Annotated in this window: 13 protein-coding genes; 6 read left to right on the top strand and 7 right to left on the bottom strand. The window is 63.6% G+C overall.

The features are described from left to right. Nucleotides 1–18 precede the first annotated feature (18 nt). The 7 genes from arcD to WJM78_RS09330 all read right to left on the bottom strand — a co-directional run bounded on the left by arcD (nt 19) and on the right by WJM78_RS09330 (nt 8,464). Entirely contained in the window at nt 19–1,455 is a 1,437-nt protein-coding gene (gene arcD, locus WJM78_RS09360) for an arginine-ornithine antiporter (RefSeq protein WP_339015293.1), read from the bottom strand. A gap of 388 nt (nt 1,456–1,843) precedes the next feature. Continuing rightward, entirely contained in the window at nt 1,844–2,605 is a 762-nt protein-coding gene (locus WJM78_RS09355; RefSeq protein WP_339015291.1) for an SDR family oxidoreductase, read from the bottom strand. A 65-nt stretch (nt 2,606–2,670) separates the two neighbouring features. Then, nucleotides 2,671–3,591 (bottom strand): 3-hydroxyisobutyrate dehydrogenase, encoded by a 921-nt coding sequence (gene mmsB, locus WJM78_RS09350; protein WP_339015289.1) that lies wholly within the window; start codon nt 3,589–3,591, stop codon nt 2,671–2,673. A gap of 77 nt (nt 3,592–3,668) precedes the next feature. Continuing rightward, nucleotides 3,669–4,781: an enoyl-CoA hydratase/isomerase family protein gene (locus WJM78_RS09345; RefSeq protein WP_339015288.1), complete on the bottom strand. Its 1,113-nt coding sequence runs from the start codon at nt 4,779–4,781 to the stop codon at nt 3,669–3,671. Continuing rightward, nucleotides 4,778–5,578, bottom strand: a complete 801-nt coding sequence (locus WJM78_RS09340; RefSeq protein ID WP_042037436.1) for an enoyl-CoA hydratase — start codon at nt 5,576–5,578, stop codon at nt 4,778–4,780. Before WJM78_RS09340 ends, WJM78_RS09345 begins: the two co-directional genes overlap by 4 nt. 105 nt (nt 5,579–5,683) lie before the next feature. Next, complete coding sequence (locus tag WJM78_RS09335) at nt 5,684–6,841, bottom strand: acyl-CoA dehydrogenase family protein (protein ID WP_181364678.1); 1,158 nt, start codon at nt 6,839–6,841, stop codon at nt 5,684–5,686. A gap of 111 nt (nt 6,842–6,952) precedes the next feature. Then, nucleotides 6,953–8,464: a CoA-acylating methylmalonate-semialdehyde dehydrogenase gene (locus WJM78_RS09330; protein ID WP_339015287.1), complete on the bottom strand. Its 1,512-nt coding sequence runs from the start codon at nt 8,462–8,464 to the stop codon at nt 6,953–6,955. Between the two features lie 252 nt (nt 8,465–8,716). On the opposite strand from WJM78_RS09330, the gene WJM78_RS09325 reads away from it, so the two are divergent. The 6 genes from WJM78_RS09325 (at nt 8,717) to WJM78_RS09300 (ending at nt 15,714) form a co-directional block, all read left to right on the top strand. Then, nucleotides 8,717–9,865, top strand: a complete 1,149-nt coding sequence (locus tag WJM78_RS09325) for an isovaleryl-CoA dehydrogenase (protein ID WP_339015286.1) — start codon at nt 8,717–8,719, stop codon at nt 9,863–9,865. Then, on the top strand, nt 9,862–11,463 hold the full coding sequence (locus WJM78_RS09320) for a carboxyl transferase domain-containing protein (RefSeq protein WP_339015284.1): 1,602 nt from the start codon (nt 9,862–9,864) through the stop codon (nt 11,461–11,463). Before WJM78_RS09325 ends, WJM78_RS09320 begins: the two co-directional genes overlap by 4 nt. An 11-nt stretch (nt 11,464–11,474) precedes the next feature. Further along, nucleotides 11,475–12,308: an enoyl-CoA hydratase-related protein gene (locus WJM78_RS09315; protein ID WP_042037431.1), complete on the top strand. Its 834-nt coding sequence runs from the start codon at nt 11,475–11,477 to the stop codon at nt 12,306–12,308. Continuing rightward, nucleotides 12,305–14,269, top strand: coding sequence for an acetyl/propionyl/methylcrotonyl-CoA carboxylase subunit alpha (locus WJM78_RS09310; protein ID WP_339015281.1), 1,965 nt, complete (start codon nt 12,305–12,307; stop codon nt 14,267–14,269). Before WJM78_RS09315 ends, WJM78_RS09310 begins: the two co-directional genes overlap by 4 nt. Before the next feature lie 14 nt (nt 14,270–14,283). Next, a complete protein-coding gene (locus tag WJM78_RS09305; RefSeq protein WP_212513514.1) occupies nt 14,284–15,228 on the top strand; it encodes a hydroxymethylglutaryl-CoA lyase in 945 nt (314 codons plus the stop codon). 75 nt (nt 15,229–15,303) lie between these two features. After that, complete coding sequence (locus WJM78_RS09300) at nt 15,304–15,714, top strand: MerR family transcriptional regulator (protein ID WP_042037440.1); 411 nt, start codon at nt 15,304–15,306, stop codon at nt 15,712–15,714. Nucleotides 15,715–15,938 lie beyond the last annotated feature (224 nt).

The following is a 15,938-nucleotide window of genomic DNA, read 5'->3' as shown; positions in this document are numbered from 1 at the left end:
ATCTCTTCATTGTGCCGGTTAACTCAAGGGAATGGTACCGTCCATCACCTTGTAGAAGGCCAGTACGGCGCACCCGAGCAGGGCCGCCGTCATCCCCTGCTCCAACCGGTTGAGGCCGCGCAGCCCGTGGTGCTGACGCGCCTTCCAGTAGATGAAGATGCCGGGGCTGTAGAGCAGCGCCACCAGCAGCAGATACTCGACGCCGGCGGCATAGACCAGCCAGCAGCCATAGAGGGTGGCCATCAGTGCCAGCAGCAGGTCACGCTTGCGCTGGTGGGGCTGGCCCTCGTAGGTCTCCCCTTTCAGCGCCAGCTTGAGGCCATAGGCACCAGAGAAGACATAGGGCACCAGTGCCGCCGAGGTGGCAATGTTGACCAGCGCCAGATAGGTGCTGCTCTGGAAGTAGATGATGATGAGGAAGGTCTGCACCAGGCAGGTGGAGCACCAGAGCGACACCTTGGGCGAGCCATTTTTGTTCTCCTTGGCAAACCAGCCAGGGAAGACCCCTGTCTTGCCCGCTATGTAGGGCACTTCCGCCGCCAGCACAGTCCAGCTCAGCAGAGCCCCCATCACCGAGATCACCAGACCTATGTTGATGAGCCAGGCGCCCCAGGGGCCCACGACGGCTTCCAGGATCATGGCGGTGGACGGATTCTTGAGGGCGGCCAATTGTGGCTGACTCATGACCCCCAGAGAAAACAGGGTCACCATGACGTAGAGTGCCAGCGCACCGAGCAGTGCCAGCACAGTGGCACGACCCACATCCTTGCGATGACGGGCACGGGCCGAAACCACCACGGCCCCCTCAATCCCGATAAAGACCCAGAGCGTCACCTTCATGGTGGACTTGACCTGATCCATCACGGAGCCCAGCTCCATGTTGTTCTGGCCCCAGATATCCAGGGTGAAGGTGTCCATATTGAACGCCAGCAGCACAGCGACACAAAAGACGATGAGCGGCACCATCTTGGCGATGGTGGTGACAATATTCACCAGCGCCGCAACCTGGATCCCGCGCAGCACCAGGGCGTGCACGGACCAGATGAGGATGGAGGCGAGCGTGATGGCCACGGGGGTGTTGCCGTCGCCGAAGATGACATTGTCCGGGGTATCGAAGAAGTAGCTCAGGGCGCTAAACACGACGATAGCGTAGGAGACGTTGGCCAGCAGCTGGCAGAGCCAGTAACCCCAGGCGGCGTTGAAGCCGATGAAATCGCCAAAACCGGCCTTGGCATAACTGAAGATACCGCCATCGAGATCCGGGCGGCGCGTGGAGAGATTCTGGTAAACCAGCGCGAGACAGATCATGCCAAGACCTGTGATGGCCCACCCCAGGGCAACGGCCCCGGCGCTGGCATGAGCGGCAATATTTTGTGGCAGACTGAAGACCCCGGCGCCGACCATAGAGCCGATCACCAGCGAGATGAGGGCGCCGAGCCCTAGTTTCTTGTCCATCTCAATCCTGTTTGATTAAGCGGCGGCTGAGCATCCGTATTCATACAGCGCGCAATATGGGAGGGGCGAAAAATCCGTACCCCGTGAAAAAGGCGGCAACTATATTGCATGACTATTCCGACCGCAATCCCTCGTACCGTCAATCATGCGCCGTCTTGACCGCGCGCAATTCTACAGCACTGACTTCAAGCGCCTGTGAGCTGGCTCAAATTAAGAAAGACCCGTTGATATTTCACATTTCCCCATGACTTCGCCCCCGTTTTTCCAGATCGGCCCTGCATGAGCATGCAGCTTGTCGTCAGGGCGTGTAGCCAGCTTGCTGACAAAGGGTTCAATAAAAATGCCCCTGTGCCAGAGGCCAGGGGTATCTTCTTCACCGCCGATAAACTCAGAGCCGCAAGCCGCCATCGAGCGCTATCATGCGCCCGGACAGATAGTCATTGGCGAGAATAAAATGCACGGTTTCAGCCAGCTGGTGCGCCTCCCCCAGGCTGCCGACCGGGATGGCCTGCTGCATCCTGGTCATCGCCTCCGGTTTCATCGCCGCCGTCATGTCGGTGGCAAACACCCCGGGGTCTATGCCCATCACTCGAATGCCATGGCGAGCCAGCTCCCGCGCCCAGGTGACCACCAGGGAGGCCACCCCCGCCTTGCTGGCGGCATAGTTGCTCTGGCCTATGTTGCCGGCACGGGCAATGGAGGAGATGTTGACTATCACGCCGCCCTGCCCGCCCTTGGCCATCAGGGCTGCCCCTTCCCGACCACAGAGGAAAGTGCCGGTCAGGTTGACATCGATGACAGCCTGCCACTGGGCCAGACTCATCTTCTCCACCAGTTCTCCCTCTTTCACCTTGATCAGCATGCCGTCCCGCAGGATCCCGGCGCAATTGATGAGGCCATGCAGGCCACCCAATTGTTCTTTGATCGCAGCAAAGGTCGTCTCCACCTCGGCTTCACTCGCCACGTTGCAGACGAACAGGGCGCACTGGCCATCACGACTGCGCAGCTCCGCTTCGGTCACCTCCAGATCGGTGCGATTCACATCGATCAACGCCAGTATGGCGCCCTGCTCCGCGAGCCTCAGGGCGATGGCACGGCCAAACCCCCGCCCCGCCCCCGTGACGGCGATGACCTTCTGCTTGATATCCATGGGTACTCCTTGTTGTTAACTGAGTTGCAGCCCGCTTGATGAGGTGATGCGCACACTGCCGCAGACTAACCGGCCTGTGACGGGTCCGGCGTTTTATCCAGATAGAGCTCAACGATGCTGGAAAAATCCTTGTGCTCATGGCCCTGCGTCGCGTGCAGGTTGAACAAGTTACGAGCCAGCGCCCCCATGGGCACGGCGCTGTGGGCATGCTCGGCCAGCGCCATCGCCAATCCCAGATCTTTGACCATCAGCCGGGTCATAAAGCCCCCCTGATAGTGGCGGGCGGCGGGCACGTTCTCCATCACACCAGGCCAGGGGTTGTAACGCTCCAGGCTCCAGTTGTTGCCCGAGCTCTTGCCCATGATGGTGGAGAGGACGCCCGGATCCAGTCCCTCCTTCACCCCGAGCGCCAGCGCCTCGGCGGTGCCCGCCATGTGGATGGCAAGCAGCATGTTGTTGCACATCTTGGCGATCTGGCCCGCCCCGAGCGCCCCGGCATGAAACAGATTCTGCCCCATGTGAGCCAGAATAGGCCTGGCCGCCTCGAAATCCGCCAGTTCACCACCGACGATGAAAGTGAGGGTCCCCGCGCTCGCCCCCGCCACCCCGCCCGAGACGGGCGCATCGATGAAGCGAATGCCGCGCGCCCTGGCCGCCTCCCCGATCTGGCGAGCCGAGGCCACGTCTATGGTGGAGCAGTCGATCACCAGAGCCCCCGCAGGCAAGGCCCCCAGCAGATCCTGTCCACCATTGCCGCCAAGCCAAAGCGCCCGAACATGCTCACCGGCGGGCAGCATGCTGATGACCACCTCACAATCGGCCACCGCCTCGCGGGCATCTCCTGCGGCGATACAACCCGCGGCGATCGCCTTGGTAACACTCTCTGGCATCAAGTCAAACACCTGAACCCCATGCCCCGCCCTGGCCAGGTTGGCGGCCATGGGCCCACCCATGTTGCCCAGCCCGATAAACCCTATCCGTGTCATCTTGTCTGCTCCTTGCCGTGCTGGTTATCCAGCAACCTGTGTCTATTCATCCGCCTTGGCGCCTGACGCTCTCAGGCTCAAGGCGTCAGGGGGTTTTTCCCTTCGGGCCAGCGATAGAAGGCATCCAGCCAGTCAGTGCCGGGCGGTGGCGCCTGCCAGCGAGGTGATTTGTCCTTGTCGATGAGCAGCGCACGCACCCCTTCTACAAAATCCCCCCTCAGCACGCAGTTAACCGAGAGCGCCAGCTCATCGGCAAACACCTCGGTCAGCGACTGGCGGCGCGCCTGCCAGTACTGGCGCCACAGGATGGCGCGGCTGATGGGGCTGCCGCCGCGACAGATGTCGCGGGCCTGCGCCAGGCTCCCCTCGCCCAGTTCGGGTTCGAAGAGAGCATCGTACAACCGATCCAGTACCCCTTGCAGGGTGCGCCCGGCCAGCAGGGCATCGATCTTGGCCTGATGGGGCATGATCACAGGGGCTGGCAGCAGTTGGTCTGCCTCTGCCTGCAAGCCGCTAAGCAACTGTGCGATCTGCTCGCGCGGCGCGACCTTTCCCCCCCACCCCAATTGGGCCAGCCGCGGCAACAAGTCAGCCCGCTCGCGGCTGGTCATGGCGTGATCCGCCAGTCCCAGGCCGATGGCATCCGCGCCGTTGAAACGCGCACCAGTGAGCCCGAGCCAGAGTCCGAGTCGTCCCGGCATCCGGCTTAAAAACCAGCTGGCCCCTACATCGGGATAGAGACCGATAGTCACCTCTGGCATGGCGAACAGGCTCTTCTCGGTCACCACCCGAAAGTCGGCGCCAGCGAACAGGCCTATGCCGCCCCCCATGCAGATGCCATCCGCCACGCAGATGAGGGGCTTGGCATAGCGGTGAATATGGTGATCGAGCCGATACTCCTGCTCAAAAAAATCCCGTGCATATCCAAACAGCGCCTGCTCGCTCTCCTCCTGTTTGCGGTAATAGAAGGAACGGATGTCACCGCCGGCGCAAAACGCCTTCTCGCCAGCCCCTTGCAATACCACGCAAACCACACCGGGATCCTGCTCCCACTGCGTGAGCGCACGCTGCAGAGCCTGGATCATCGGCAGACTCAGGGCGTTGAGGGAGGCAGGACTGTCCAGGGTCAACACGCCGATATGATGGCCATCCGCCGTGGGGTGGGTGGCTACACGTACCGCGTCATTCATGAATCCTCCCCCTGCTTTGCAGATACCTCGTATTGCCAGCACGGGGGCCGCTTCTCCAGGAAGGCCGCCACCCCTTCACGCTGGTTGGCGTCCTCAAACAGCTTGAGGAACATATGACGCTCCAGCGGCAAGGCACCATCACGAGGGCCACAGCGCCCCTGATTGATAAGGCGCTTGCAGGCATGCAGGGCGCTCGGGCTCTGGCGCTCCACCAGCTGGGCCATCTGGTGCGCCGCGTCCCAGGCGTGCCCCGTTTTCACCACCTCCTCCACCAGCCTCATCTCGTAGGCCAACGTGGCATTGACCTTCTCGCCACAGAGGATCATCCGCTTTGCCCAACCTGGCCCCACCAGCTCGGTGAGGCGCTGGGTGCCACCGGCGCAGGGCAGCAAGCCCACAGAGGCCTCCGGCAGTCCCAGCATGGCTTGCTGTTCCGCGATGCGGATATCGCAGGCCAGCGCCACCTCCAGCCCGCCCCCCATGGCATAACCATTGATGGCGGCTATGCTGACGCCGTGGAAATCGGCCAGTGCCTGGAAGGCGCGGCCAAAGGCCTCGGCCACCTCACGCGCATGATCCAGATCGCCATCGGCAAACATCTTGAGATCGGCGCCGGCGCAGAAGAACTTGTCCCCCGCCCCGCGGATCACCAACGCCACCACATCGGGGCGGCTCTCGAGCTCCACCATCATCTGCAAGAAGGCCTGCAAGCTGGCCAGGGTCCAGGTGTTGGCGGGCGGATGGTCGAAGGTGATGTAAGCCACGTGACCGTGATATTCGAGCCTGATCCTTGTCATTGCATTGTCCTTGTAAATGAGACTGCCCCATGATGACAGGGTTGAATGGAGCCAACATTCGACTGACTCACAAAGCCTGACGACGGTTCAGGGGCAAATAATGTGTTAAGCCAGCGACAGACCGGGATCTGCCAGCAGGCGGCGGGCGATGATCAGCCGCATCACCTCGTTGGTGCCTTCCAGGATGCGGTGGACCCGGGTATCACGCAGGTAGCGCTCCAGCGGATACTCGCGGATATAACCATAGCCGCCAAAAAGTTGCAGAGCCTCGTCACAGACGCGATAACCTACATCGGTGGCAAAACGCTTGGCCATGGCGCACCAGGCACTCTTGTCCGGACTCCCCCGGTCCAGCTTGTCAGCGGCCTGACGTACCATCAGGCGAGCCGCCGCCAGCTCGGTGGCCATGTCGGCGAGGCGAAACTGCACGCTCTGAAATTCGCTGATAGGGTGGCCAAACTGCTGGCGTTGCTGCACATGGGCCAGCGCATCGTCCAGCGCCTGCTGGGCGGTACCCACAGAACAGGTGGCGATGTTGATGCGCCCGCCATCCAGCGCCTGCATGGCAAACTTGAACCCTTCCCCCTCCTGACCCAATCGATAATTCGCGGGAATGCGCACCCCGTTGAAGGCCACTTCACGGGTGGGCTGACTGTTCCAGCCCATCTTCTCCTCCGCCTTGCCGTAGACAATCCCCTCACTGTCGGCGGGCACCATGAAGGCAGAGATCCCCTTGGCCCCGTCGCCCCCGGTGCGGGCCATCACCACCAGCACGTCCGTGCTGCCTGCCCCCGAAATGAACACCTTGCTGCCGTCGATGAGATAGCTCTCGCCGTCACGCACCGCACGGGTCTTGAGTGCCGCCGCATCTGAGCCCGCCCCCGGCTCGGTGAGACAATAAGAGCCCAGCAGCTCGCCGCTGGCGAGCCTGGGCACCCATTGCTCGGCGACATCGCCAGGCAGCCAGCTGCCCAACATCCAGCTCACCATGTTGTGGATGGTGAGGTAGGCAGTGGTAGAGGTGCAGCCCATGGCGAGGCGTTCGAAGATGAGGCTGGCATCGAGCCGGGGCAGGCCAAGCCCGCCATATTGTTCCGGGGTATAGAGGCCGCAAAAGCCGAGCGCCGCCGCCTGTTTGATGGTGGGAATGGGAAACTCGTGATCTCTGTCCCAACGGGCGGCATGGGGTTTGAGCGCCTCATTGGCAAAGGCGGTCGCCACCTCGACATAAGCCTGTTGATCCTCGGTCAGGGTAAAATCCATTTTGTCCGCTTCCTTGTGTCCTGTGTCTGTTGTCTGTCTGACCCACGCGCAACGCAGGTTGATAGCCAGGTTCGCGCCAGTCGGCATTGCCCAGTCCTGTCTCTTTCTCCCTTAACGCAGGCTGATGGTCATATTGGGGCCTGTGGGGATCTCCTCGTCGAACCAGCGTTCGGTCACCGTCTTGGTCTCGGTGTAGAAGCGCACCGCCTGCTTGCCGTAGGCGTGCAGATCCCCGTAGAAGGAGCCGCGCCAGCCGGTGAAGGAGAAAAATGGCAGCGGTACCGGAATGGGCACGTTGATCCCCACCTGACCCACAGCCACCTCGTGACGAAACTTGCGGGCCGCAGCGCCGCAGCCGGTGAAGATAGAGGTGCCGTTGCCGTAGGGGTTGGTGTTGATGAGGGTCAGCGCCTCGTCCAGATTGGCTACTTCCAGGCAGGCGAGCACAGGGCCGAAAATCTCCTCTTTATAAATTCGCATCTCTGGGGTCACACCGCGAAACAGGGTCGGCCCCACCCAGTTGCCCACCGGATAACCCGCCACATCACAGACGCGGCCATCGAGCAGGCATTCGGCCCCCTCCTTGATCCCCGCCTCGATGAGGCCCTCTACCCTGACTTTCGCCTCCGGGCAGATGAGGGGACCGTAGGCCGCCTCGGGATCGTGCCAGACCCCTGGCCTCACCTTGGCAAACTCGGCGGCAAGCTCGGGGATCCACTCCCGGGCACTGCCCACAAATACCGCCACACTGATGGCCATGCAGCGTTGCCCGGCCGCGCCGACGCCTGCCCCCACCAGGTTGCTCAGCACCTGCCCCTTGTTGGCATCCGGCATGATCACCATGTGATTCTTGGCACCGACGAAACACTGGGCCCGCTTGAGGTGTTCAGTGGCGGTGCGATAGACGTGGGCCCCGACCCGGGCAGAGCCGACAAAGCTGACCGCCTTCACATCCGGATGGCACAACAGCGCATCCACCTGTTCGGCGCCGCCGTGTACAACGGAGAGGATGCCCTTGGGGGCCCCCGCCTCGGTGAACAGCTCGGCCAGCCGCATGGGGGTGAGCGGATCCTGCTCGGAAGGCTTGAGCACGAAGCCGTTGCCGCAGGCCACCGCCAGCGGGAACATCCACAGCGGTATCATGGCGGGAAAATTGAACGGCGTGATGCCGACACAGACCCCCAGCGGCTGCACCCAGGAGTGGCCATCGACCCGGCGCGCCACGTTACCCATGGTCTCCCCCATGGTCTGGCTGGCGATGCCGCAGGCCTGCTCCACCACCTCGATACCGCGCCACACATCTCCCTTGGCGTCCGCCAGATTCTTGCCGGTCTCCTGGGCCAGCAGGGAGGCCAGCTCATCGTGATGGGCTTTTAGCAGATGCTGGTAGTTGAACATGACCCGCGCCCGCTCGGGGGCTGGCACATCCCGCCACAGCAGATAGGCGTCGTGGGCACTACGCACCGCGCGCTCCACCTCAGCCGGGGTAGCCCTCGGCACCCGCGCCAGCAGACTCTGATCCGCCGGATTGGTCACCTCGATCCACGCCTCGCTCGTGGAGGCACAGGCCTCGCCACCGATATAAAGCGGCACATCGCCGTACTGGGTCTGATGGTTACTCATGCCCTGCTCTCCTTGCTGGCAGACTGCAATGGGTACTGGCTGGTCATGCCGCTCACTCCTTGAGTTCGGTTGATGGAGGGGAAACGAGCCGCCTTGCAGCCGCCACCCGACAAATTTACCTTAGACTAACAATCAATTTACGTTTACGATAACGTAAACTTAACACACAAATGGACTGACCAGTTTGGCCCCCTATTTCGGCTCGTCGGGGCAGTCAGACCGGTAAGCCCCCGTCATTCAAAGGAGAGCAGGATGCACGCAGTGATGGATGAGACCCTTTGCGCCCTGACCGAGCAGGTCGAGGCCTTCTGCCAGAAAGTGATAGCGCCGCGCGCCGCCGAGATCGATCACAGCAACGTCTTCCCGCGCGATCTCTGGCCACAAATGGGCGAACTCGGGCTGCACGGTATCACGGTGGCGGAGGAGTATGACGGCGTGAGCCTCGGCTATCTGGCCCACGTGCTGGTGATGGAGCAGGTGAGCCGCGCCAGCGCCTCGGTCGGCCTCTCCTACGGCGCCCACTCCAACCTCTGCATCAACCAGATCCACCGCCACGGCACCCCTGATCAAAAGGCGCGCTATCTGCCCTCCCTCGTCAGTGGCCAGCACGTGGGGGCCCTGGCCATGAGTGAGCCGGAAGCCGGCTCCGACGTGGTCAGCATGCGCCTGACCGCCGCGCGCGAGGGGGAGCATTTCGTCCTGAACGGCAACAAAATGTGGATCACCAATGGCCCGGATGCCGATACCTTCGTCATCTATGCCAAGACGGATGCCCAGGCCGGGCCCAAGGGAATATCGGCCTTTATCGTCGAGGCGGGCACGCCCGGGTTTACCACGGCCCAGAAGCTCGACAAGCTCGGCATGCGCGGCTCCAGCACCTGCGAGCTGGTATTTGACCACTGCCGCATCCCGCAACAGAACCTGCTCGGCCCCCTGCACGGCGGGGTCAAGGTGCTGATGAGCGGGCTCGATTACGAGCGAGTGGTGCTGGCGGCGGGCCCCCTTGGCATCATGCAGGCCTGCATGGACGTGGTGCTGCCCTATGTGCGCGAGCGCAAGCAGTTCGGCCAGGCCATCGGCGAGTTCCAGCTGGTACAGGGCAAGCTCGCCGACATGTACACCCGCCTCGCCAGCAGCCGGGCGCTGGTCTATTCGGTGGCGAGCGCCTGCGATCAGGGCCGCACCAGCCGCAAGGATTGCGCCGCCGCCATCCTGTTTGCCGCAGAAAACGCCACCCAGATGGCGCTCGATGCCATCCAGCTGTTGGGGGGCAACGGCTACATTAACGAATACCCCACGGGTCGCCTGCTGCGGGACGCCAAGCTCTACGAGATAGGCGCAGGCACCTCGGAAATTCGCCGCTGGCTTATCGGCCGCGAGCTGATGGGAGAAAACGCATGAGTCGTATCCACTCCCGCCTCGACACGGCGAGTCCCGAGTTTGCCGAGGGCCGCTCGGCCATGCTGGTACTGGTCGAGGATCTCAATGCCCGTCTCGACGAGATAGCCCAAGGCGGCGGCGAGGCCAACAACGCCCGCCATCAAGCCCGTGGCAAGCTGCTGCCCCGCGAGCGCATCAACCAGCTGCTGGACCCGGGCTCTCCCTTTCTCGAGCTGTCGGCGCTGGCCGCCTGGCAGGTCTATGACGAACCGGTGCCCGCCGCCGGTATCATCACGGGGCTGGGCCAGATTGCGGGCAGGCTCTGCCTGCTGGTGGTGAACGATGCCACCGTCAAGGGGGGCACCTACTACCCGCTCACGGTGAAAAAACACCTGCGGGCCCAGGCCATCGCCGAGCGGCTGCGCCTGCCCTGCCTCTATCTGGTGGATTCCGGCGGCGCCTTCCTGCCCATGCAAGACGAGGTTTTTCCCGACCGGGAACACTTCGGTCGCATCTTCTACAACCAGGCCCGCATGTCGGCCCAGAACATCCCCCAGCTGGCGGTGGTGATGGGGCTTTGCACCGCAGGCGGTGCCTATGTACCCGCCATGGCTGACGAATCCATCATGGTCAAGGAACAGGCCACCATCTTTCTGGCGGGGCCGCCACTGGTCAAAGCAGCCACCGGCGAGGAGATCAGCGCCGAGGCCCTCGGCGGCGCCGAGGTGCACTGCGCTCACTCAGGCGTGGCGGATCACCTGGCCCGTGACGATGCCCATGCGCTGGCAATCGCCCGCACTTTGGTCAGCAACTTGGGAGAACACACCACGCAATCCACTCCGGCCTATGAAGCCCCCTGTTATCCGATAGAAGATCTCTACGGTCTGGTGGGGACCAGCCTCAAGCGCGCTTACGACGCCCGCGAGCTCATCGCCCGCCTGGTGGACGGCTCCGAGTTTGACGAATTCAAGGCACTGTTTGGCACCACGCTTGTCACCGGCTTCGCCCGGATCGAAGGCATGCAGGTGGGGATCCTCGCCAACAATGGCGTGCTGCACAGCGACAGCGCCCAGAAAGGCGCCCACTTTATCCAGCTCTGCAACAGGCGCGGGATCCCCCTGCTGTTCCTGCAAAATATCACCGGCTTTATGGTGGGCAGTACCGCAGAGCGGGAAGGCATCGCCAAGCATGGGGCCAAGCTGGTCACCGCCGTGGCCTGCAGCCGGGTACCCAAGATAACGCTCATCGTCGGCGGCAGCTTTGGTGCCGGCAACTACGGCATGTGCGGCCGCGCCTATGAGCCCGACTTTCTGTTCAGCTGGCCCAACAGCCGCATCTCAGTGATGGGGGGGGAACAGGCCGCCAGCGTGCTGGTGCAGGTGCGCCGCGACAAGCTGGCCGCCGAGGGCAAGCCGTTGAGCGAGCAGGAGGCGGAGGCCATCCGCGCGCCCGTGATCGCCCAGTATGAACGGCAGGGTCACCCCTACTACGCCAGCGCTCGGCTGTGGGATGATGGCGTCATAGATCCAGCCCAGAGCCGCACCGTACTGGCGCTGGCACTGGCCGCTTGTCAGGGGGCCGAGACAGGCCCGGAACAATACGGCATCTTCCGGATGTAAAGGAGCTCGACATGTCCGATCCACTTTTCAGCGGCGCTCAGCAAGGATTTCGCCTGGAGCGTCACGGTCCGCTGGCCGAGCTGGTGCTCTCGCGCCCCGCCTGCCACAACGCCTTCGATGCCGACCTCATGCTGGGGCTGCTCGATTGCCTCGACGATCTGGCCCATCGCCACGGCCACGCCGAGCGGCCCCATGCCCTCTTGCTACGGGCAGAGGGCAAGCACTTTTGCGCTGGCGCCGATCTCAACTGGATGCGCAACCTGGCCCACGCCGATTTCGAGCACAACCGCGAAGACGCCCGGGTGCTGGCGCGGCTGATGCACACCCTGGACGAGCTGCCCTTCCCCACAGTGGCGCTGGTGCAGGGCGCGGCCTATGGCGGCGCACTGGGCCTTGTCTGCGCCTGCGATCTGGTGCTGGCGAGCGAGGATGCCCGCTTCTGCCTCTCCGAGGTGAGTCTGGGACTGGTGCCTGCGGTGATCAGCCCCTATGTGGTGCGTGCCATGGGCATGCGCCAGGCGCGCCGCTACATGCTGAGCGCCGAACCCTTCGATGCCATCACCGCCTGTCGGCTCAATGTGGCGCACCAGCTGGCCAAGCCGGATCAGTTGCTGGCGCAAGGGCGCGCGCTGGCCCTGCGGCTTTGTCACAACGGCCCGGAGGCGATGAAAGAGACCAAGCGGCTGCTGACCGCCATCGAGAGCCATGGCACTCGCCTGCATGAAGAGAAAACCGTCGAGACTATCGCCCGGGTACGGGTCGGGCTCGAAGCCCAGGAGGGCATGCAGGCCTTCTTCGACAAGCGCCCTCCCGCCTGGCGCCCCCGTTTCAAGGATGAAGCATGACCCACGATCACCCCATCAAGCGCCTGTTGATTGCCAATAGAGGCGAAATCGCCGTGCGCATCATCAAGACAGCCCGGCGCCTTGGCATCCACACCATCGCCCTCTACTCGGACGCTGACGCCTGCGCCATGCATGTGCGGGAAGCCGACGAAGCCTGGCATCTGGGGGCAGCTCCCGCACGGGAGAGCTACCTCGATGCCGCCAAAGTGCTGCGCATCGCCCAGCAGGCCAAGGCCGATGCCATCCACCCGGGCTACGGTTTTCTGTCAGAGAACAGCGACTTTGCCACCGCCTGTGAACAACGTGGCCTGCGCTTTATCGGCCCCAGCGGCAGCGCCATCCTCGCCATGGGCGACAAATCGGACGCCAAGGCGCTGATGCTGGCAGCCGGCGTGCCTGTGCTACCCGGCTATCACGGCGTGGATCAACGCCCCGAGTGGCTGCGCGAGCAGGCCTTGCTGACTGGCTTCCCGCTGCTTATCAAGGCCGCCAGCGGCGGCGGTGGCAAGGGGATGCGCCGGGTCGATCAGATCGACGAATTCGACGAGGCGCTGGCGGCGGTCAAACGCGAGGCGCTGGCCGCCTTCGGGGATGATCATGTGCTGCTTGAGCGCTATCTGGCCCGCGCCCGCCACGTGGAGGTGCAGGTGTTTGCCGATAGCCTGGGCAACGCCATCTATCTGGGGGACAGGGACTGCTCCTTGCAGCGCCGCCACCAGAAGGTAATTGAAGAGGCCCCCGCGCCGAACATAGCGCCTGGCCTGCGCAGCGCCATGGGCGAGGCGGCCGTCGCCGCCGCCAGGGCCATCGACTATCGAGGTGCCGGCACCATCGAGTTTCTGCTGTGCGGGGATGAGTTCTTCTTCATGGAGATGAACACCCGCTTGCAGGTGGAACATCCGGTCACCGAGTGCGTCACCGGTCAGGATCTGGTGGCCTGGCAGCTGACGGTGGCCGAAGGCAAGCCGCTGCCGCTCACCCAGGATAAGGTGGTGCTGCGCGGCCATGCGGTGGAGGCTCGCCTCTACGCCGAGGATGTAGGGGCCGGTTTCCTGCCCGCCAGCGGCCCCATCGCCTGGCTCAGTTGGCCCAAGGGTGTGCGCATCGATACCGGGGTCGCCGCCGGGGATGAGGTGAGCCCCTATTACGATCCCATGATTGCCAAGCTCATCGCCCACGGCCAGAGCCGAACCGAAGCGTTTGCCAAGCTGGCTGATGCGCTGGCGGCGCTGGCGCTCGGCCCCCTGGTGCACAACGGACCGCTGCTGCTGCGCCTGTGTCAGGAGCCGGACGTACTGGCCATGCACCATCACACCCAGTGGCCCATCCCCACCGAGCCGCAAGCCATCCCGGAACTGGCCTGGCCGCTGGCCACCCTCTGGCTCGCCAGCCGCAGTGCCGATGCCACTCCCTGGCAACAGGCCCGCGGCTTTCGCTTGGGGGCCAGCAGAAACTGGACGGCGGCGGTGCGCATCGGCGACGAGGCCCGGGTGCTGACCCTGTCCGGGCACGCCGGCACGCTGACGTGGCAGGGGAGCTCACTCCCCTGTGAACTGGGCACCGATCATCTCCGCCTGCAACACGCTGGACGCTGGCAGCGCTACCCCGTCCAGGCACTGACCGCCACCGAATTCGTGTTACAGCTCGATGACCAGCGCATCCGCTTCTGCGCCGATGATCAACACCATCAGCCTCATCATGATCAGCACACCAGCGCCGCCCAGGGTGCAACGGCCCCCATGCACGGCATAGTCGTGGCGCTGCTGGTCGAGGCCGGCCAGCGCGTCAGCAAGGGCCAACCCCTGCTGGTGCTGGAGGCGATGAAGATGGAACACGTCTTGAAAGCCGACCGGGATGGGGTGATCGAGACCCTGCAATGCAAGCAAGGGGAACAGGTAAGTCAGGGGGCCATACTGGTGCGCTTTGCCGATGCCGTGGATCAACAAGAGAGCGGGTCATGAAGAGAGAATCCGGAATGCAGGATGACAAGGTGAGCCTGGTGGAGATGGGCCCGCGCGACGGCCTGCAAAACGAGGCCAGTTCCCTGCCGCTTGTCCAGCGGCTGGAGCTGATCGCGCGCCTGGCCGAGAGCGGCCTGCAGCGCATCGAGGTGGGGGCCTTCGTCTCACCCAAAAAAGTGCCGCAGATGGCGGACTCCGCAGCACTTTTCAAGGCCCTGCCGCGCAAGGGAGCGACCCGTTACGGCGCCCTGGTGCCCAACCTGCAGGGCTTGCAGGCGGCCATTGCCGCCCGGGTCGACGAGATTGGCCTCTTCACCGCCTGCTCCGATGGCTTCACCCGCGCCAATATCGGCATCGGCGTGGAGGAGTCTCTGGTGCGCTTCGCCCCCCTGGTGCAGGAGGCGCGCCACCTCGGCATCAGGGTACGGGGTTATCTTTCCACCGTCATCGCTTGCCCCTTCGACGGCCCGACCCGTCCGAAACGGGTCGCGGCCATGGCCGAGCGGCTGCTGGATCTTGGCTGTCATGAGATCTCTTTAGGCGACACCATAGGGGTCGGCACCCCGGGCACGGTCGCGCCCATGCTGGATGCGGTGCTGCACGAGATCCCGGCGGGCCGGCTCGCGGTGCACTTTCACGACACCTATGGCCAGGGGCTGGCCAATCTGCTGCCGGCGCTGGAGCGCGGCATCCGCACCATCGACTGCTCGGTAGCCGGGCTGGGCGGTTGCCCCTATGCGCCGGGGGCCTCCGGCAACGTCGCCTCGGAGGAGGTGGTCTACCTGTTGCACGGGCTTGGCATGAGCACAGGGGTGAGTCTCGATAAATTGGCCGCCACCGGTCAGTGGGTGAGCGAGCAACTCGGTCGTCCCAACGGCTCCCGGGTCGGCCAGGCCCTGCACGCCCATGCCATGCGGCTTCGCGCCGCACTGTCAACAGGAGCAGATCATGATCTCTGACCCCCCCGTCAAGCGGGCCCGGCCTCTCGGGGTCCACGCGACGACAGATCCGATTTGCTACAGGAGCGCACCATGATGACTGATCCCCTGCCCGGCAAGGAGATCACCTACAGCATCTCCGAGCTGGCCCACGAATTTGATATCACGCCGCGCACCATCCGCTACTACGAGGATGAAGGCTTGATCACCCCGACCCGGGAGGGCCAGACCCGCATTTACAGCCACAAGGACAAGATCCGGCTGAAGTTGACCCTGCGCGGCAAACGACTCGGCTTCAGCCTGGCGGAGATCCGCGAGCTGTTCGACATGTATGACACGGACAGATCGAGCAAAACCCAGCTTCACTCCATGATCCAGCTCATCGACGCCAAGCGCCAATCCCTGCGCCAGCAACTGGAAGACATCCAGATGGTGATGGCGGAGCTGGAGGCGGCCGAGCAACGCTGCGCAAATTCCCTTAACAGCTTGAAAACCAGCGCAGATTAACCGAATCTGGGATCATCTCACCGCCCTGGTGCCCCCATGAAACACTGGTGCTACGGGTTGTTATTGCTCTGCTCCACGGCATGCCCCCCCTGTTCCAGGTCGGGGGTTACCCTTATCCCCCTTCGTGATCAAGGAGGGTGAAAACCGCTATCGCGGGCTGACGCGGGATCTCATCGCCGAACTCAACGCGATGCAGCAAACAGTATCCGCAGCAAGTCGCCCGC

The sequence above is a fragment of the Aeromonas popoffii genome, from assembly GCF_037818705.1.
Taxonomy (GTDB): Bacteria; Pseudomonadota; Gammaproteobacteria; order Enterobacterales; family Aeromonadaceae; genus Aeromonas; species Aeromonas popoffii.
Note: the sequence above shows the minus strand (reverse complement) of the source record. Positions and strands in the feature narration are given on the sequence as shown.